Below are 19,041 nucleotides of genomic sequence, written 5' to 3' on the forward strand. Positions count from 1 at the left end.
CAAAATAAAAAAGTCATCCTTAGGGATGACTTTTTTTAGCTCAAATATTTATTTAGCCATTTTACGTAAAGTCAAAATCTGCTCACTGCGTCCAAATGGACCATACACGTCATGTAAAACCGCACTGGTTAAACCAATACCATCCGAACCATATTGCTGAACGGTTTCCAGCCCCAACCATTTACCTTTCGGATAACGGTGCATGTGAATCTGTAAATCAAGATTTGGAAAACCCCAAGTAAATTCGCCTTCTTGTCTAGGCACAATTCCATTTGCGGTATCTATCATGCCAATCAAATGGGCAAAATCTGTCGTCGACTGCCCTTCAACCATTTCGTTATCATTATTGAGCCAAACAATGCCTTTGCCTGCGCGATGCTGATCATCAGTTTTAGTGACGAGTGTCTGGATAAAACCACCCGGCCATCTTTTCATACCTGTCCATTCTGTAAAGGTATCTGGATGATGAACTGGCTGATCTTCAAGCCCCGCAATCTCGGAACTGTCTTGAGTACACATGCGCCATGCTCTAGCCACAATACAGGTTTTACCTTGTGCTTGCATTTCGGCTTCAATCAATTCAATGGTTTTACCGGCACGAATCACATGTGTCTTAATCGTAAATTCACCAAATGCAATCAATCCAAAAATATCAAAACTAATTCGACCAATTCGCATATCTTGTCGTGGTGAAAATTGCTCTAACTCTGCTGCGATGACACCACTTGCAGGCGCCATGTGTTGTTCATGAGGATTCCAAGCACCTTGCGCATGAACAGTTGAGCAATAATGAGCAATGACTTCACCTTGAGGACCAATTGTTCTATTCAGTAATTGATAATAAGCATTCATGATTTTCTTTCCGTAGTCCTTATCCAACATCAATATTTGATGAAAATTCACGTTTTAATGCTTATGTTAACCCTCTATTTCTTTGGCTCAACTGGTTTTTCCTACCAAAAACTCATGAGTCTAAAATTACAAATTTAATCACTAGGTAAAATTCCGCATATCAATTTCACCCAGTGATTCTAGATATTACGATTCATTAAAATGCAAAAGCATCTTGATCGAGCTCCATCACAGATTCAGCTCCAGACTCAATAGAAGCAGCGTGGCTCTGTGTACGATGTAAAAGCTTTTGATAGAAAAACTTAGCTGTCGTTAACTTCGCTTTATAAAAAGCTTCTTCTTGTGTACCCGGTTCTAATTTTTCATGGGCAACTTGTGCCATTCGAGCCCACAAATAAGCGAACACAACATAACTAGAAAAATAAAGATAATCCACCGAAGCGACCCCTATTTCCTCTGGGTTGTGCTTGGCTTTCTCTGCAATCGTTTTGGTCAGTGACAACCATTGTTGCTTAAGCTCAGCTAATTTTTCTAAATAAGGTTTTAAGACTTCATTTGATTGCTGTTGATTAATAAATTGATCAATTAGATCGGTCATATTTTTTAGAAGTTTACCTTCCGACTTGAGGACTTTACGTGCAAGTAGATCTAAAGACTGGATTTCTGTCGTTCCCTCATACAATGTTGAGATACGCGCATCACGTACAATTTGCTCCATACCATGCTCAACAATGAAGCCATGCCCACCAAATACTTGAATGCCATGCTTTGCAGATTCATTGCCTGATTCTGTTAAAAAAGCTTTAGCAATTGGCGTTAAAAAAGCCAGTAATTCATCAGAGTTTTTTTGATGTTCTTGATCGTTTGAACTTTCCACAATATCGACATGTTGAGCTAAAAAGTAAGCCAATGCACGGCCACCTTCAGAAAAAGCTTTTTGTGTCATTAACATCGAGCGCACAGCGGGATGCACAATAATTGGATCGGCATTTTTCTCAGGATATTGAGGACCTGATAACGATCGCATGGCGAGTCGCTCTTTGGCATAACTTAATGCGCCTTGAAATGAACTCTCAGAAGCAGCGAGCCCTTGTACTGCCGTTCCAATACGTGCGGTATTCATGAAGGTAAACATACAATTGAGCCCGCGATTTTCCGGTCCAATCAAATAGCCTTGAGCACCATCAAAATTAAGTACACAAGTGGCATTGCCATGAATCCCCATTTTATGTTCAATCGCACTACAAACGACTTTATTACGGTCCAGCATCTGACCGTCGTCACTCACATTAAATTTAGGTACAATAAATAAAGAAATACCTTTAGTCCCTGCTGGTGCCTGAGGCAAACGGGCTAAAACAATATGAATAATATTTTCAGAAAGATCATGCTCACCTGCCGAGATAAAAATTTTTTCACCCGTAATTGAGTAACTACCGTCTGGATTTGGTTCTGCTTTAGTTCTAATTAACCCAAGGTCTGAACCCGCATGAGATTCGGTTAAACACATCGTTCCGGTCCAAACACCACTAATGAGTTTAGTCAAAAACTTTTGTTTTTGTTGCTCAGTACCATGGTGCTCAATGGTTCTCATCGCCCCATGAGACAAACCCGGATACATTGCCCACGCCCAATTAGAACCACATAACATTTCAGAAATGGCAATCCGCAACAATGTCGGTAAGTCTTGCCCACCATATTCCGGATCGGCCGTTAAAGATGTAAATCCAAGCTCAGCATATTTTTGGTAGGCTTCTTTAAAACCTTTCGGGGTTGTGACTACGCCTTGATTTAAATGACAGCCTTCCTGATCACCATTTTGGTTAATCGGTGCCAACTCATTTTCACAAAAATCTGCTGCTGCCTCTAAGTATTGATCAATTAATTCTCGATTTACGCTTTCCTGATATTTGCTTAAACCTTGATAGTTCTGTTCTGTTTGAAGCATTTCATGCAGTACAAATTGCATATCGCGTAATGGAGCTTTGTATAAAGGCATAGTTTTTTTCCTTTAACCTCTCTGCCTGTGTCATGGGCAGATATCGTTTTTCCTTGAAATGGACTTTTATTGTTTCAATCTCACCAAAATATCAAAAAATTTCTTATAGCAAAATATATTTTCACTAATTTAATAAAATTATCGTAACTCATGAGTGGAGATAAAACATAAATGCATGTTTTAAATATAAATATAGAATAAAAAGTAATTAGCACTGCTTAATCAGAATAAATTTATATTTTGTATTGCAAAATTTTATTCCGTAAAAATTTAATTTATAGTATCGTGATTAAGACTGCTTAATCATGCAAGGACGATTTATGGAAAGCCCGAAATACACAGGTCTTGAGTTTTTAACCGCTTTAAAAAATGGTGAAGTTTCTCCATCACCTATGGCTCACACCATACCAATGGAACTCGTTGAAGTTTCCGAAGGTAAAGCAACTTATAAAGTTACCCCTCGCAAAGAACATAGAAATATACAAGGCGGTGTACACGGTGGCTTTTGCGCCACAGCTTTAGATACGGCAACTGGCAGCGCAGCTCATACATTACTTGAACATGGCGTTGGCTATGGAACCATTGATTTAAATGTAAAAATGATCCGCCCCATGCAGGTTGATACGTCTTACTATGCGACAGCCGAGTTGATTAATGCGGGCCGTAATATAATTAGTACCGAAGGAAAAATCGTGGATGAGAACGGCAAAGTGTATGCTTTTGCTTCGGCAACCTTAATGATTATTCGCAAATAATAAAATTTTAAAGCTCCTGTTTATGGAGCTTTTTCTTGCTTTGCAATCTTATTCATTTCATAAAAATCTAAACGATCAATCGTAAAACTCACCAATGCCATCACTAAACCTAAAGCGGCACACGCTTCCCACCCCCAGTGTTTCCATGCATACACCGCAATAAAAGAACCCAAGGCGGCTCCACCAAAATATAAGGTCATATAAATTGAATTAATACGAGACCGCGCCTCGGCCGAAATTCGATAGACCAGATTTTGGTTAAGTACATGAAATGCCGATAAACCAAAGTATGCCATAACAACCCCTACAGCGTAGGCCACCAGAGACTGCTGTGCAAAAAATAGCGGTATCCATGCACTGATTAATAAGCCCATACAAATCACTGCAATTTTATTCTCAAGCCCTGCCGCAATTTTCTTACCTGCCCAAGGGGTCGCAAACACACCTGCCAGTCCAACAATCCCAAATAAACCAATCTGGAAATCGTTAAAGTTATAAGGCTCATTCGCCAAAATAAAAGTCATGGTAGTAAAAATCAGAGCCAAAATACCAAAGCCAATTCCCCCTGCCAAACCACGGCGCAGTAAATGAGGCTGGTGAGCTGCTAATGAAAATAATGAACCATAGATTTGTAGAATATTGAGTTGGTGAGACTTACGCGCAACTGGCAACTTCACCCACATTACCCAAGCAAACACCAAAATGACAATTCCGCTAATTAAATAAACCGCATGCCAAGACCAAACTGTAGAAAGTAAGCCTGCAATAGAACGCGCCAACAATATTCCCAAAAACAAACCACTCATGAGAGTGCCTACAACTTGAGGGCTTTTTTTAGGACTAGCTAAACCTGCGGCGAAAGGAACTAAAACTTGAGTCGCAATCGAAAAGAATGTGGCTAAAAAGGTAAAGCCATATAAAGCTGGCAAGGTTTGACTTAAGGATAGTCCTACTTGGGCAAGGCCTGTACAACACATGAGCAAGCAAATATAACTTCGCTTTTCAAAGAAGTCGCCTAAAGGAACTAATATAAAAAGGCCAACTGCATATGACAGTTGGCTAATAACAATAGTTAAAGCAACTTGATCAGCATTAACTTTTAATGCTTCAGCAATGGAGTAAATTAAGGGCTGGTTATAATAGTTTGAACCCGCACAAATTCCACATGTCATTGCCATGATAAAAATAAAGCTTTTTGACAGTATATTTTCTGCATTGGGCTCAACTATTTTTTCCATTTTTAATTACGTCCCATTTTAGAATTTATACATCGATACAAAGTTTACGCGTGATACATCAGCGGTTCTGCCATCAAATACTTCTCGTTTGCCTTGATGATATTCCATACCAATATCCATTTGCTCAATCGGTGAATAGAAAACGTTAGCTGCGTAGTCCGTTAAGCGTTTGTTGGCATCTGGGTTGAGTTTGGCATAAGCCGTGTCGTCATCATAATCAAACATTGAAGCCGATAAGTTTGCACGCCATTGCTCATTGAATTTATATGAATAACCGATATTGATGCTATTCAACTTATTCATAACCAAATCTGTTTTGTCTTCGTTTAAAGAGAAATCACCCGCGGCATTTAAAGTTGCTGAATTTGCCAATCCACTTTGGGTGGTGTACGGCATAAATTTTTGATCACCAACAATATATTGATAATTTGCTTGTACCGACTGCTGAGGGGTGAGTTGATATTTTAAGCCGCCTCCAGCGCCCCAGCTTACTTTTTTCACCGTGGCAGTTGCGACATCAGTAGATTTTTCATTAATAAAGCCTTGAGCAAGTGCCGTTAAAGGCCCTTGTTTAAAGCTATAGCGTCCCGTTAAAGTTGGAAATGCCGAGACTCTCGAACCTGTATATTCCAAGGCTACTTTTAAATCATTATTGGCATCAATTTTCCAGTCATAGCGAATTTGAGGAGTACGCGTATACGAGGTTCCCACAAATTGCGTGTAATCGACAGCTTCGGTACGCGTTTCCATGTTAGACATGAGTGACCATGTTTGACCAAAGGTCCAGTCTTTATAGGTAAAAAATGCATGGCGAATACGGAATTTACCATCGCCCGTTCCCATGTTAGAGCTATCAAAGAAATCGGCTTCAATATTTCCAGTCACAGCTTTATTAGGGCTATTAAAATAAACACCTAATCGGCTTGCATTAATCATGGCATCGGAACGTGCATGGTTTGAACGTTTTTCACTTTCAAAAGGGGTTCGATACAGGCTGCTGGTCGTTCTACCGCCCGAGTCTGGTGATGATTTAAAATCGACCGCTGCATCAATACGGGCAATACCGTAAACCTTCACGTTATCCGTCCAAGTGACCCACGAAGGAGCAACAGGCTTCTCTGTTACAGTCGCTTTAGTTTTTTCAATGTTCTCTTCGATCTTTACCTGTTTGACCTGTAAATTATTTTGAGTTTGTTTCTGAGCAGCAAGTTCTGCTTTTAATTTTTGCAGCTCGGTTTCTAGCAAATTGATTCTTTGTTCTGTGGTATCTGAAGAATTTGCAAAAATAGTCCCTGAAGCCGCAGCGCAAGCTGCAGCTAAAATTAATTTTTTCATCTTTTAATCCTTAAAGAAGCGTTTTTTCCGTGTGTAATTTAGGCTACACGTGCATCTATCAATTCACAGTCTGTAACTGCCTGTAATTCTTCGAAACTTAAGCCTTCGACTATTTCCGTGACGTAAGCTTTTTGGTCTTTGAGTTCAATAATGCATAAATCTGTATAAATACGATTAACACACTGCTCACCCGTCATTGGATATGTAATTTCCTTTACAATTTTGGGCTCACCTTTTTTGGTGACATGCTCCATATAGACATAAATCGTTTTTGCGCCGACTGCCAAATCCATAGCACCGCCAACTGCGGGTACATCATCTGCTTTACCAGTATGCCAGTTTGCTAAATCTCCATTTACCGCAACTTGGAATGCCCCAATTACGCAAATGTCCAGATGGCCGCCACGCATAATGTCAAATGAGTCACCATGATGCATAAAACATCCACCATCTAATAAAGTGACAAGTTCTTTTCCGGCATTTACTAAGTCTTCATCTTCCTCACCAGGTTGTGGTGGTGGACCAAAAGCCAAGACACCATTTTCCGAATGTAAAAAGATTTCTTTGTCTTTTGGCAAAAATTTAGCAACGTTGGTCGGCAAGCCAATCCCTAAATTGACATAAGAACCTTCTGGAATGTCATTGGCGATGAGTTTGGCAATATCTTCACGAGAACGCTTTTGAACTGACATTAGATATCTCCTACTTTTACAACGTGCTGAACAAAAATTCCCGGTGTAATAATGCACTCTGGGTCAAGCGTTCCTAGCTCTACGGTATCATTCACTTGAACAATGGTGGTCTTGGCAGCTTTTGCCATGATCGGCCCAAAATTGCGGGCTGCTTTGCGGTAAGTTAAATTACCCCAGCGGTCAGCTTTATCGGCATAAATCAGTGCAAAATCAGCTTCGAGTGGATATTCAAGTACATAGTTTTTACCGTTAATGGTACGAGTTTCTTTGCCCTCGGCAACTTTGGTGCCATAACCAGTCGGAGTAAAAATAGCACCTAGACCCGCACCTGCTGCCTGAATACGACAAGCCAAATTACCTTGCGGAACCAGTTCTAACTCAATTTTTCCTGCGCGGTATAAGTCTTGAAAAACGGTTGATCCAGCAGATTTTGGAAATGAACAAATCATTTTTTTAACGCAACCGGCAATAATCAGATTTGTTAAACCACGATCACCAGAAGCCGCATTGTTATTTACAATGGTCAGTTCTTTTTTCCCTAAATCGATTAAGGCTTCAATTAATTCAGCAGGTTGCCCCGTCACACCGAACCCGCCTGTCATGATGGTTGCTCCATCAGGAATAGCTTTTAAAATCGGTTCAATGTCACTGGTGATTTTATTTATCATCTCACTTGTCCCTTTTCATCCTTAATTTAAGGTGACAGATTGATCTGTCACTCTGCCTTTTGCGGGTTAAATAGTCGGTCTTTAATAAATAACAATGGAATTACCCCGCAGATAAAATAAGCCGCAGCCATCACCAAAAGCCCTAAGCCAATAGAACCGTTTTGCGATAGAAAACCAATTGTTAATGGAGAGAAAATAGAAAGTACTTTACCAATGTTATACGCACCACCCACTGCCGAACCTCGAATTGAAGTCGGGAAACTTTCCGTCATATAGGTGGCATTAATTGCGTATGGAATACCGTAAAGGAAACCGAAGAACAGCATCATCCATAAAATGTTGGTTGGTGTATTTAAATAGACAATGACCGGAATAAATAAAGCTGTACCAATGGTTCCGAAAGCGAATACAGCGCGGCGCCCTAATTTATCGGCAACGATCCCTGCAATTACTTTGGCAAACATCATAATCAGGAAAGTACCGACCATATACATGGCCATTTCTTTAAATTTGATGCCAAGATCAGACTCTAAATAAGCTGGTAACCAGTTACTTACGCCGTAATAACCAAACTGCAATGCACCTGTACTAATAATCCAAAGAACAAACATGGTGCCATGTTTCTTATCTCTTAAAATTTCAAGATATGGGTTTTGACGTTTTTTAGGTTGGTTACTTTGAGCGACCTCTAGCGCTTTTAATTGACGTGCTTTTTTCCAAGACTCAGGTTCAGGTACACAAAAGTGCATTAAAATTGACAACACTACAGGCGTAATTGCAATCCAGTATAGGAAACGCCAGCCATGTTCAGGAATAATATGTCCGGCCAATAAGGTCGCTAGCAAGGAACCCAGTGTATAACCCGTCATGAGAGTAGCCAAAACAGTCGAGCGATGTTTTGTTGGCACCATTTCTGACATTAAAATATTACAAGCAATATAGAGCGCACCTAAACCCATCGCTCCAAAAGTTCTTAAAACTGCAAATTGCATATAAGAATCAGTAAAACCCAGTGCGCTGGTTAAAACTGAAGAATAAGCAATAAAGAACACGATAATGCGGACCCGCCCAAAACGGTCACAAGCCCAACCACCAATCAGGCCACCAATTGCTGAACCTAAAAGTGTTAAACTGCCTAATGTTCCAGCTTGTACACCCGTTAAATGAAATTCTGTTTTAAGACTGGTCAGGCTTAATGCCAAAAAACCTAAGTCTGCCCCATCACACAACAATGTTAAAAAAGCGAATATAAATGCGGTAATCCAAATCTTTTTGGGTGTCTGGATAGCTTCACTGCTAGCCGTATTTTGTGCAACTGTTTCTGTTGTCATGTCCATATCCTCAGAAGGAACATGAGGCATCCAATGCCTCATGGCATTTGATTTTTTATTAGGCTGTAGCTTCCCTAATCATGTTTTTAGCAATAATAATTTGTTGAACTTGCGTAGTTCCTTCATATAAACGGAACAAACGCACATCGCGATAAAAACGCTCAATGGCATATTCACTGATATAGCCTGCGCCACCATGAATCTGTACACAGCGGTCAGCAACGCGTCCGCACATTTCGGTTGCAAACATTTTTGCGCAAGACGCTTCTGTACTAATGTTTTCGCCATTATCACGGCGGCGAGCTGCATCTAGGACCATACATTTAGCTGCATAAATCTCGGCCTTTGAGTCAGCAAGCATCGCTTGAATCAACTGGAAGTTTGCAATAGGCTGACCAAACTGTTTACGCTCAATTGCATATTGCAATGCGTCATTTAACATACGCTCAGAAACACCCACACTATATGCACCAATGTGTAAGCGTCCTTTATCCAGTACTTTCATGGCCGTTTTAAAACCGACACCTTCTACCCCACCGATGAGTGCAGAAGCAGGCACACGGCAATTTTCAAAAATCACATCACAAGTGTGCGAGCCCTTTTGCCCCATTTTTTGGTCAATTTTGCCTAACGTAATACCCGGTGTATTGGCCTCAACTAAAAAAGCTGAAATGCCACCAGACCCTTTAATTTCAGGATTGGTTCGAGCCATTACAGTGAAAGTTGCAGCATGGGGCGCATTGGTAATAAAACGTTTGGTACCGTTTAACACATAAAAATCACCATCTTTTACTGCACTGGTTTTTAAAGAGGCAGCATCAGAACCAGATTCAGGCTCGGTTAAACAAAATGAACCAATAATTTCGCCACTTGCATAACGCGGTAAATATTTTTGCTTTTGCTCTTCTGTGCCATCAATCAAAATTGCACTTGAGCCAATACCGTTATTGGTTCCAATGAGAGAGCGAAAAGCTGGTGAAGTTTGCCCAAGTTCAAATGCAACTCTGACTTCTTCTTCCATGGTGATGCCTAGGCCGCCATACTCTTCGGGAATTGTGAGGCCGAACAAACCAAGCTCACGCATTTGCTGCACAATGTCATCTGGAATTTTGTCTTTCTCTACCACTTCGTTTTCACGAGGGATCAATTCATTTTTTACAAAATCTCGAATTGTTGAAAGTAACTGCTCCAACATCCCTTCATCACGGATCATCTGTGATCTCCCTTTTTATGTATTTCCATCGCACCCATCAGCCATCTCCAGCTTGTCTGGATACCATGTTTTAAATCTTGTTTACTGCGGATGTGTTTCATAGTACGAGAACGAAAATACAAATTTCAAGCTTTTTTGAAAATTAATTTCGTTAAACGAAATTTAAAAATACACCATTACGTAATATCAAACACTTAGCTTATTTAATAAATCATAATTGCTCTAATGGCCTAAATAAGACTTGAAATAAATTCCAAAATAAGCATCATAAAAGGAATATAGTTTTGTTGTGCGAAACAAGGAATTCAAAAATGAGTGTATCGATAGGGAATAATTTCGTAGAAGTCGACTTTTCTATTCAAAAAATAGCGGTTGTTAAAATTAACCGACCTGAAGCAAAAAATGCACTGAATACAGAGGTTCGCAAACAACTATCACAAGCTTTTACCGAACTAAGTTTTAACGATGAGATCAATGCGGTTGTGCTCACAGGTGGTGAAGAAGTCTTTGCCGCAGGTGCAGATCTAAAAGAAATGGCAACCGCAACTTCAACTGAAATGTTATTGCGTCATACCGAACGTTATTGGAACGCGATTGCTCAGTGCCCTAAACCTGTGATTGCTGCTGTAAATGGTTATGCATTGGGTGGTGGCTGCGAACTTGCAATGCACGCTGACATTATTATTGCAGGTAAAGGCGCAACCTTTGGCCAACCGGAAATTAAAGTCGGTTTAATGCCAGGTGCTGGTGGTACACAACGTTTGTTCCGCGCTGTGGGTAAATTTCATGCCATGCGCATGATTATGACGGGTGCCATGGTGAAAGCCGAAGAAGCTTATATCATTGGTCTTGTTTCACAAGTCACAGAAGATGACCAAACTATTCCAACAGCCATCCAAATGGCGCAAAGCCTTGCAAAAATGCCTCCTATTGCCCTGCAACAAATTAAAGAAGTTGCGCTGATGAGCGAAGACGTTCCATTAAATGCAGGCTTAACGCTAGAACGTAAAGCATTCCAGTTACTGTTTTCGACCGAAGATAAAAATGAAGGCGTTCAAGCTTTTATCGAGAAGCGTAAACCATCTTATCAAGGTAAATAATTTAAAAAGATAATAACAAAGGAATGAAAATGGCCAGAAAAGTATTGATTAGTGCAGGTGGTTCAGGGATTGGACGATGCATTGCCGAAGCATTTTTAAACAATCAGGATGAAGTTTTTGTTTGTGATATCAATGCTAAAAGCCTAGAACAGTTTCAGAAAGATTATCCAAAGCTACATATACATGCCTGTGATTTAGCTGATCATGAACAAATTAAACTGATGTTTAGCCAAGCAATTTCGAAACTTAGCGGTATTGATATTTTAGTCAATAACACAGGTATTTCAGGCCCAACGATTGCCGCAGATGAGCTAAGTTTTGAAGACTGGAATACAGTTATTAATTTAAACCTGAATAGCACTTTTTTAATTACCCAGTTAGCAATTCCCTATTTAAAGCAAGCGGAAACAGGCGTGATCATTAATATGTCATCTATTGCCGGCCGCTTAGGCTATCCATATCGACTGGCCTATTCCACTTCCAAATGGGGGATGATCGGTTTTACCAAAACGCTCTCTATGGAACTGGGTGCAGATAACATTCGGGTTAACGCTATTCTTCCTGGAGCGGTAGATGGTGATCGAGTTCAACGCGTATTACAGGCCCGTGCCGATGTAGCCCATACCTCACTTGAAGAAGTGACTCAAAACGCACTGAAAAATCAGTCGCTCAAATATTTTGTCAATCCAAAGCATATTGCAGATTTGTGCCTATTTTTAGCGTCAGATAGTGGTCGCTCTATTTCAGGTCAAATCTTACCGATTGATGGTGATAAACAATGCTTAAGCTAAATCACCCAACCCAATTTTTCCGTTTAATTTCAAATATAGATTAATCATCAGGATGATCGACATGACTTATGATATTAAAAGCATGGCTGTGATTGGTGTCGGTATTATGGGCAGCGGCATTGCTCAAATTGCTGCACAGTCAGGTCATACCACTTATTTATATGATGCCAAAGCAGGTGCAGCAGAACAGGCCAAAGAAAAACTGGCTGCCACATTTCAAAAGTTAGTCGACAAAAATAAGATTACGTCTGAGCAAGCAGCTCTGGCAAATAGCCATTTAATTGTTGCTCATCAAATTGAAGATTTAAAAAATTGCGACCTCATTGTAGAAGCAATTGTTGAACGCCTCGATATTAAACAAAGCTTGATGCAGCAGCTTGAAGACGTTGTTTCAGAAAATGCCATTTTAGCCTCAAACACCTCTTCTCTTTCTATTACAGCGATTGCTGCAAACTGCAAAAAACCTGAACGTGTTGTAGGCTATCACTTCTTTAATCCCGTTCCACTCATGAAAGTGGTCGAGGTGATTCGTGGTTTAAAAACTGATCCACTTATTATTGATGCTTTAAATGATCTGTCTCGTGCATTTGGTCATCGTCCTGTTGTAGCAAAGGACACCCCTGGATTTATTATTAATCACGCGGGCCGAGCTTATGGAACCGAAGCGCTCAAAATTTTAAATGAAAACGTTTGTGACATTAGTGAAATTGACCGAATTTTACGTGACGGCGTTGGTTTTAGAATGGGTCCTTTTGAATTACTCGATTTAACTGGCCTTGATGTTTCTCATCCAGTTATGGAGTCGATTTATCACCAATACTATGAAGAAGCCCGCTACAAACCGAACCCGCTGACCAAACAGATGCTAGATGCCAAGCAACTTGGACGTAAGGTTAATCAAGGTTTTTATAATTATGAAACTGGCTCAAAAACAGGTGAACAACCTGCTCAGTTTGTAGAGCGTTTAGCGCAATATCCAAAAGTTTGGATTGCGGCCGATTTCTTAGATGATAAAAAAATGCTTGAAGATTATTTAACTGAGCAAAATATTGCCTTAGACACTCATCTTGAACCACAAACAGATAGCTTATGTTTACTCGCTTGTTATGGTGAAGATACTACTCAAGCGGCTACTCGCCTTGGAGTTAATCCAGAACAAGCTGTTGCTATAGACATGCTTTATGGCATTGCAAAGCATCGAACCTTAATGCCTTCACTCATTACCAAGTCTGAATACCGACAAGCCGCTCACTCTATTTTTAATCTAGATGGAAATCTGGTCAGTATGATTAATGAAAGTATTGGCTTTGTTGCGCAGCGCGTTTTAGCAATGGTCATTAATTTGGGCTGTGATATTGCCCAGCAAAATGTTGCCACTGTAGATGATATTAATGCCGCGGTACGTCTTGGCTTAGGCTATCCATTGGGTCCAATTGAATGGGGCGATCAAGTCGGCAGTGAAAAAATCTTACTCATTCTGAACCGTATAACAGCACTTACGCATGACCCGCGTTACCGCCCTAGCCCGTGGTTACAGCGTCGTGTCGCACTTCATTTACCTCTTACTTTTACTCACGAGTCTTGAAAAGGAATTTCTCAATGTTAAATGCATATATCTATGATGGTTTGCGTAGCCCATTTGGCCGCCATGCAGGTGAACTTGCCTCAATTCGCCCTGATGATTTAGCAGCAACGGTCATTCAAAAACTATTAGAAAAAACTGGTGTTCCAGGTGCTGATATTGAAGATGTGATTTTAGGCGACACCAACCAAGCGGGTGAAGATAGCCGTAATGTGGCACGAAATGCACTATTACTTGCGGGTTTACCAGTCACTGTACCGGGCCAAACAGTAAACCGCCTATGTGCTAGTGGTCTAGGTGCTGTCATTGACTCAGCACGTGCTATTACTTGTGGTGAAGGCGACCTCTATATCGCAGGTGGTGTAGAAAGTATGTCACGCGCACCCTTTGTAATGGGTAAAGCGGAAAGTGCCTATAGCCGTGATGCAAAAATTTATGACACCACCATTGGCTCTCGTTTTCCAAATAAAAAAATTATTGCGCAGTACGGCGGTCATTCAATGCCTGAAACAGGCGATAACGTTGCAGCCGATTTTGGTATTAGTCGTGAGCAAGCAGACTTATTTGCAGCCCAATCACAAGCCAAATATCAAAAAGCTAAAGAAGAAGGTTTCTTTGCCGATGAAATTACCCCAATTGAGGTTTTTCAAGGCAAAAAATTGCCACCTAAACTCGTTTCCGAAGATGAACACCCTCGCCCAAGCTCAACTGTTGAAGCGCTCACAAAGTTAAAACCCCTCTTTGAAGGTGGCGTGGTCACTGCTGGTAATGCCTCAGGTATTAATGATGGTGCAGCAGCCCTATTGATTGGTTCAGAAGCAGCAGGTCAAAAATATGGCCTAAAACCAATGGCAAAAATCTTGTCAGCCGCCGCCGCCGGTATTGAGCCACGCATTATGGGTGCAGGCCCGATTGAAGCCATTAAAAAAGCAGTTGCGCGTGCAGAGCTTACTTTAGATGACATGGATATTATCGAAATTAATGAAGCCTTTGCTTCACAGGTTTTATCTTGTTTAAAAGGCTTAAATGTTGATTTTAATGACCCACGTGTGAACCCGAACGGTGGTGCAATTGCCGTTGGTCATCCACTTGGTGCCTCTGGCGCTCGTCTTAGCTTAACAGTAGCTCGTGAGTTAATTCGCCGTAAAAAGAAATATGCCGTGGTGAGCCTATGTATTGGTGTAGGTCAAGGTCTTGCGATGGTGATTGAAAACCTTTCATAACCATTGAACTAGATATCCATTCATCACAACAGCGCAGTGATGAATGGATTTATTTTGCAGAGCGAAATATAATGGCAAAACTATTGCTTTAATTATATTTGAGGATCGAATGTCTCAAAACACGGAAACTGAAAAACCAATAAATTTTGATGAGATACGTTTAGATCCTATTTCGCATATACATCGGGAAAATAACCCGCAATTTATTGCTTCTTTAGCGCGCGGTTTAGAACTATTAAGATGCTTTTCTGCAAATAATCAGGTGCTTGGTAACCAAGAATTAGCAAAAATGACAGGTTTACCTAAACCGACCATTGCACGTATTACCAATACCCTTGTGTCATTAGGTTATTTAAAACAATTGCCTAACTCGACCAAATACACACTAGATATTGGTGTCTTATCTTTAGGATACGCAGCACTATCTAACATCTCGATTCGTAATATTGCTCATCAATATATGGATGAATTGAGTCAGTACGTCCAAGCTCCTGTAGCGATGGCAACACGTGACCGATTAAATATGGTGTATATCGATGTTGTGCAAATTGAAACTGCATTAAATATGCGCCGTCCAATTGGCTCAACCTTACCACTTCATAGTAGTTCAATGGGACGAGCTTGTTTGGCTGCAACTCCTGAACGTGAGCGCAACTTTCTACTCGATGCACTGAAACAAAAGAACCCCGAAAACTGGCCAGCCATAAAACGCTCTTTAGAACGAGCTTTCCGTGATTACCAAGATTATGGATATTGTTTGTCTTTAGGCGAATGGCATAAAGAAGTGAACTCGGTGGCTGTACCTTTGGTCAGCTCCAAACATGGTCTTTATGTTTTTAACTGTGGCGCGCCAAGTTTTCATTTAAATCCAGAAAAACTTGAAGGTGAAATTGGACCACGTTTAATCCACATGGTGCACAATATTCAAGATGCCTTGAATGAAACGCACTAATAACCATACTTAAAAGAGTCATGGTTGTGCTGATTAAAGTTCCACTTTCATTGTGACTATAGGCATAATGAAAAACGCACTCTATACCCCAACCATTATTTTAATGGCAATTGCAGCAGGCATTTGTACAGGCGGAAATTATTTTAGTCAGCCACTCATTCATTCAATTAGTGTAAGCCTAAATTTAACTGAAACAACTACAGCGTGGGTGCCGACTCTAGCCCAAATCACCTACGCATGTGGTTTACTCTTTTTAATGCCGTTGGGAGACATAATAGAAAAGCGCAAGCTACTATTTATCTTTATGTTATTGGCTTCAAGTGGATTAATTATTAGCGGGTTTTCGCACAATATTTATCTTTTACTGCTTGGCACCGTCATTACTGGTCTATTTTCTAGTTCAGCCCAACTGTTATTACCGCTTGCTGCAAGTCTGGTTCCGATTCAACAAAGCGGCCGTGTGGTCGGCTTTTTACTGAGCGGACTGATGATGGGGGTTTTACTCGCCCGGTCCCTTTCAGGGCTGATGTCTACGCTTTTCGCTTGGAATATTATTTATCTGGTCAGTGGTTTTCTATTACTTGTTATTGCCTTTATTTTGCATCGTAATATTGGGTTATTTCCACCGACTAAATCTGAAAACTATGCAAAAACTATTCGCTCTCTTCCACAGATTTTTATTCAAAATCGACGGTTAAGAACCAGAACTTATATTGGTGGTTTTACATTTGCTTGTGTAAGTTTAACCTTTACCACCATGTCTTTGCTTCTGGCTCCAGCACCCTATTTTTTTAGTGACTTTACCATTGGCCTTTTCGGTTTTGTTGGCGTGTTAGGAACTTTCGTTGCCAATTTTTCAGGCAAATTTATTGACCAAGGCTATATTCATAAAATTTCAATTTATTGCGGCGTTGGCCTTATTTTAAGTTGGGTTCTGTTTTCACTTTTACCCTACCATTTCACTTTTTACATTATTGCCTTACTCATTCTCTACGCTTCTCTTTCTGCGGTACATGTCACCAACCAAAGTATTGTATTTAAACTTAATCAAGAATTACGCTCACGGTTTAATGCGATTTATATGACAGGTTACTTTGCTGGCGGCGCTTTAGGCACAACGGCAGGAAGCTACGCTTGGAAACACTTCGGATGGACAGGTGTCTGCATTTTAGGCTTAATTTTTTCCGCTTTATGTCTTTATTATTGTGTGAGGGATGCAAAAAATCAGCACAGTTAAAACTTGTGCTGATTTTATATGAACCGTGCTCTATATTAATGAAACTAGATTAAGTCCTATAAAAGCCCTAATAATCGACCACGAATAATGTCTTCTGCATCTCTAACAATTCGATTAACCAGTTCATCACATGTCGGAATATCATGAATCAAACTTGCGACTAAACCGCATGACCATGCACCTGCATTAACATCGCCATCAATCATGACTTTTGGATAGACGCCAGCGACTTCTTCAATAATATCTTCAAACTTAATGTTATCGCCGAGTGCTTTTTCTTTTGCCACGATTTTTTCTACGGCCGCATTATTCATGACACGTTCTGTATTTCGCAAAGCACGCATAATTAAACGCGTATCTCGTTCGGTTGCATTTAAAATCGCCTGCTTCACATTTGCATGTACGGGAGCTTCCTGAGTCGCAATAAAGCGCGTTCCCATATTAATTCCATCGGCTCCCATCGCTAAAGCAGCCGCGAGTGAGCGTCCATCTGCCATACCACCTGAGGCAACAAACGGGATGTCTAATGCATCGGCTGCTAAGGGCAATAAAATCATATTTGGCACGTCATCCTCACCGGGGTGACCACCGCACTCAAAACCATCTACAGAAACTGCATCACATCCAATTTGCTGAGCTTTTAAGCTATGTCGAACCGAAGTACATTTGTGAATTACTTTAATACCAGCAGCCTTTAAATATGGCATCACCTGTTCAGGATTACGCCCTGCTGTTTCTACAACCTTGACTCCACCTTTAATGATTGCCTCTACAAAACCCGGATAATCAGGGGTATTCACCGTAGGTAAAAAGGTTAAATTTACCCCAAAAGGCTTATCAGTCATTTCACGGCAACGTGCAATTTCTTTTGCTAGATTTTCAGGTGTACGCTGAGTTAAGCCAGTAATAATACCTAAACCGCCTGCATTAGAAACCGCAGCAGCAAGCTCTGCAAAACCAACATAATGCATACCACCTTGAATAATTGGATGCTCGATTTCAAATAGTTCTGTAATTTTGGTCTTCATATTCTTTCCACTCACTGTTCTATAGCTAGCTTCTCATTTCCTTAGCAGAGCTAGATGCTTATTTACTCATAAATCCTATCAGCATTTAAAGTAGTTTAAGTTAAAAATTTCACAATACAAAATTATATACCACAATATAAAACAAAATAATTGATAACGGAATTATTTTTCGATAGCATTATTTTAATGAGTTTAATTTTTAGACAGAAAGTTATTTAAAGGAATGAATGATGGAGCAGGACAATAAAACTCAAAATGAGCTAAAAACAGGCACAATCCATGAGTGTTTAGATAAACATATACTAACGCTTACCATGAGCAACCCTAGCAAAAAGAATGCAATTAATTATGAAATGTATGCGGCCCTAAGTCAGGCATTAGATCAAGCTGCAACTAATCAAGAGGTTCATGTCGTTGTGCTTGCTGGTGAAGGTTCTTCGTTTACCAGTGGTAATGATGTCAATGCATTTGAAAAACGCGACGCATCAAGTTCAGAACCACCCGCTTCGATTGTTTTCTTAAAAAGCTTAGCAACGTTTCCAAAACCGATTATTGCTAAAGTAAATGGTGTGGCAATTGGTATTGGCAGTACAATGCTTCTACATTGTGACCTTGTGTATGCAAGCCAAGGCTCTATTTTTCAGTTTCCCTTTGTGAATTTGGGACTTGTACCTGAAGCGGGTTCAAGTTACATCTTGCCAAGATTATTGGGCTTTGCTCGAGCTTCGGAAATTATTTTATTAGGTGAAAAATTTTCGGCAGACCAAGCAAAAAATTATGGCTTGGTGAATGAAATATTTGAAGCAACTGAGCTAGATCAAGTAGTTGAAGATGTGGCAATTAAACTTGCTCATAAACCAAGTCAAGCCTTACAACTGAGTAAAAAGTTGCTAAGAGATATGCCTATTGATGATCTACTCAATCGTATTGACCATGAGTCGACTATTTTCTCACACTGTTTACAGGGTTCCGAGTTTAAAGAAGCATTAAGTGCTTTCAAAGAAAAAAGAAAACCGAACTTTCACAGCCAAACAGTCTAGATACA

General features: G+C 40.3%; 17 protein-coding genes. 8 read left to right on the forward strand and 9 right to left on the reverse strand.

Features of this window, described 5'->3' with window-relative positions; all coding sequences use genetic code 11:
* Positions 1-48: 48 nt before the first annotated feature.
* Positions 49-852, reverse strand: a complete 804-nt coding sequence (locus QLG01_RS17570) for a thioesterase family protein (RefSeq protein WP_282497044.1) — start codon at positions 850-852, stop codon at positions 49-51.
* 196 nt (positions 853-1,048) lie between these two features.
* Positions 1,049-2,851 (reverse strand): acyl-CoA dehydrogenase C-terminal domain-containing protein, encoded by a 1,803-nt coding sequence (locus QLG01_RS17575; protein WP_282497045.1) that lies wholly within the window; start codon positions 2,849-2,851, stop codon positions 1,049-1,051.
* 305 nt (positions 2,852-3,156) lie between these two features.
* Between QLG01_RS17575 and QLG01_RS17580 the strand changes: the two genes are divergently transcribed.
* Positions 3,157-3,606 (forward strand): PaaI family thioesterase, encoded by a 450-nt coding sequence (locus QLG01_RS17580; protein ID WP_079284144.1) that lies wholly within the window; start codon positions 3,157-3,159, stop codon positions 3,604-3,606.
* A gap of 20 nt (positions 3,607-3,626) precedes the next feature.
* On the opposite strand, the gene QLG01_RS17585 is transcribed toward QLG01_RS17580, so the two are convergent.
* The 6 genes from QLG01_RS17585 to QLG01_RS17610 are packed head-to-tail and all read right to left on the reverse strand — an operon-like array spanning position 3,627 to position 10,083.
* A complete protein-coding gene (locus QLG01_RS17585; RefSeq protein WP_282497046.1) occupies positions 3,627-4,844 on the reverse strand; it encodes an MFS transporter in 1,218 nt (405 codons plus the stop codon).
* A gap of 18 nt (positions 4,845-4,862) precedes the next feature.
* Entirely contained in the window at positions 4,863-6,179 is a 1,317-nt protein-coding gene (gene dcaP / locus QLG01_RS17590; RefSeq protein ID WP_271650026.1) for an outer membrane trimeric porin-like protein DcaP, read from the reverse strand.
* A gap of 38 nt (positions 6,180-6,217) precedes the next feature.
* Positions 6,218-6,871 (reverse strand): 3-oxoacid CoA-transferase subunit B, encoded by a 654-nt coding sequence (locus QLG01_RS17595; protein WP_282497047.1) that lies wholly within the window; start codon positions 6,869-6,871, stop codon positions 6,218-6,220.
* Entirely contained in the window at positions 6,871-7,539 is a 669-nt protein-coding gene (locus QLG01_RS17600) for a 3-oxoacid CoA-transferase subunit A (RefSeq protein WP_000608703.1), read from the reverse strand. Before QLG01_RS17600 ends, QLG01_RS17595 begins: the two co-directional genes overlap by 1 nt.
* Before the next feature lie 47 nt (positions 7,540-7,586).
* On the reverse strand, positions 7,587-8,870 hold the full coding sequence (locus QLG01_RS17605) for an MFS transporter (protein ID WP_013198238.1): 1,284 nt from the start codon (positions 8,868-8,870) through the stop codon (positions 7,587-7,589).
* Between the two features lie 58 nt (positions 8,871-8,928).
* Positions 8,929-10,083 carry an acyl-CoA dehydrogenase family protein gene (locus QLG01_RS17610; protein ID WP_267530167.1) on the reverse strand — a complete coding sequence of 385 codons (1,155 nt, stop codon included), beginning with the start codon at positions 10,081-10,083 and terminating at the stop codon, positions 8,929-8,931.
* A 311-nt stretch (positions 10,084-10,394) separates the two neighbouring features.
* Here QLG01_RS17610 and QLG01_RS17615 point away from each other — a divergent pair, with 311 nt between their 5' ends.
* The 6 genes from QLG01_RS17615 to QLG01_RS17640 all read left to right on the forward strand — a co-directional run bounded on the left by QLG01_RS17615 (position 10,395) and on the right by QLG01_RS17640 (position 16,968).
* A complete protein-coding gene (locus tag QLG01_RS17615) occupies positions 10,395-11,183 on the forward strand; it encodes an enoyl-CoA hydratase (RefSeq protein ID WP_282497048.1) in 789 nt (262 codons plus the stop codon).
* 29 nt (positions 11,184-11,212) lie between these two features.
* Positions 11,213-11,974: an SDR family oxidoreductase gene (locus QLG01_RS17620; RefSeq protein WP_282497049.1), complete on the forward strand. Its 762-nt coding sequence runs from the start codon at positions 11,213-11,215 to the stop codon at positions 11,972-11,974.
* A gap of 61 nt (positions 11,975-12,035) precedes the next feature.
* Complete coding sequence (locus QLG01_RS17625; protein WP_282497050.1) at positions 12,036-13,559, forward strand: 3-hydroxyacyl-CoA dehydrogenase; 1,524 nt, start codon at positions 12,036-12,038, stop codon at positions 13,557-13,559.
* A 14-nt stretch (positions 13,560-13,573) separates the two neighbouring features.
* Positions 13,574-14,779 carry a 3-oxoadipyl-CoA thiolase gene (locus tag QLG01_RS17630; protein WP_282497051.1) on the forward strand — a complete coding sequence of 402 codons (1,206 nt, stop codon included), beginning with the start codon at positions 13,574-13,576 and terminating at the stop codon, positions 14,777-14,779.
* Between the two features lie 109 nt (positions 14,780-14,888).
* Complete coding sequence (locus tag QLG01_RS17635; RefSeq protein WP_005304170.1) at positions 14,889-15,731, forward strand: IclR family transcriptional regulator; 843 nt, start codon at positions 14,889-14,891, stop codon at positions 15,729-15,731.
* A gap of 64 nt (positions 15,732-15,795) precedes the next feature.
* Complete coding sequence (locus tag QLG01_RS17640) at positions 15,796-16,968, forward strand: MFS transporter (protein WP_282497179.1); 1,173 nt, start codon at positions 15,796-15,798, stop codon at positions 16,966-16,968.
* A 56-nt stretch (positions 16,969-17,024) separates the two neighbouring features.
* Here QLG01_RS17640 and QLG01_RS17645 read toward each other — a convergent pair whose 3' ends face one another.
* Positions 17,025-17,996, reverse strand: coding sequence for a nitronate monooxygenase family protein (locus tag QLG01_RS17645; protein WP_151821744.1), 972 nt, complete (start codon positions 17,994-17,996; stop codon positions 17,025-17,027).
* A gap of 230 nt (positions 17,997-18,226) precedes the next feature.
* Between QLG01_RS17645 and QLG01_RS17650 the strand changes: the two genes are divergently transcribed.
* A complete protein-coding gene (locus QLG01_RS17650) occupies positions 18,227-19,036 on the forward strand; it encodes an enoyl-CoA hydratase (protein ID WP_282497052.1) in 810 nt (269 codons plus the stop codon).
* Positions 19,037-19,041: the final 5 nt, after the last annotated feature.

The sequence above is a fragment of the Acinetobacter sp. V89_4 genome (assembly GCF_029967875.1).
Classification (GTDB): Bacteria; Pseudomonadota; Gammaproteobacteria; order Pseudomonadales; family Moraxellaceae; genus Acinetobacter; species Acinetobacter oleivorans.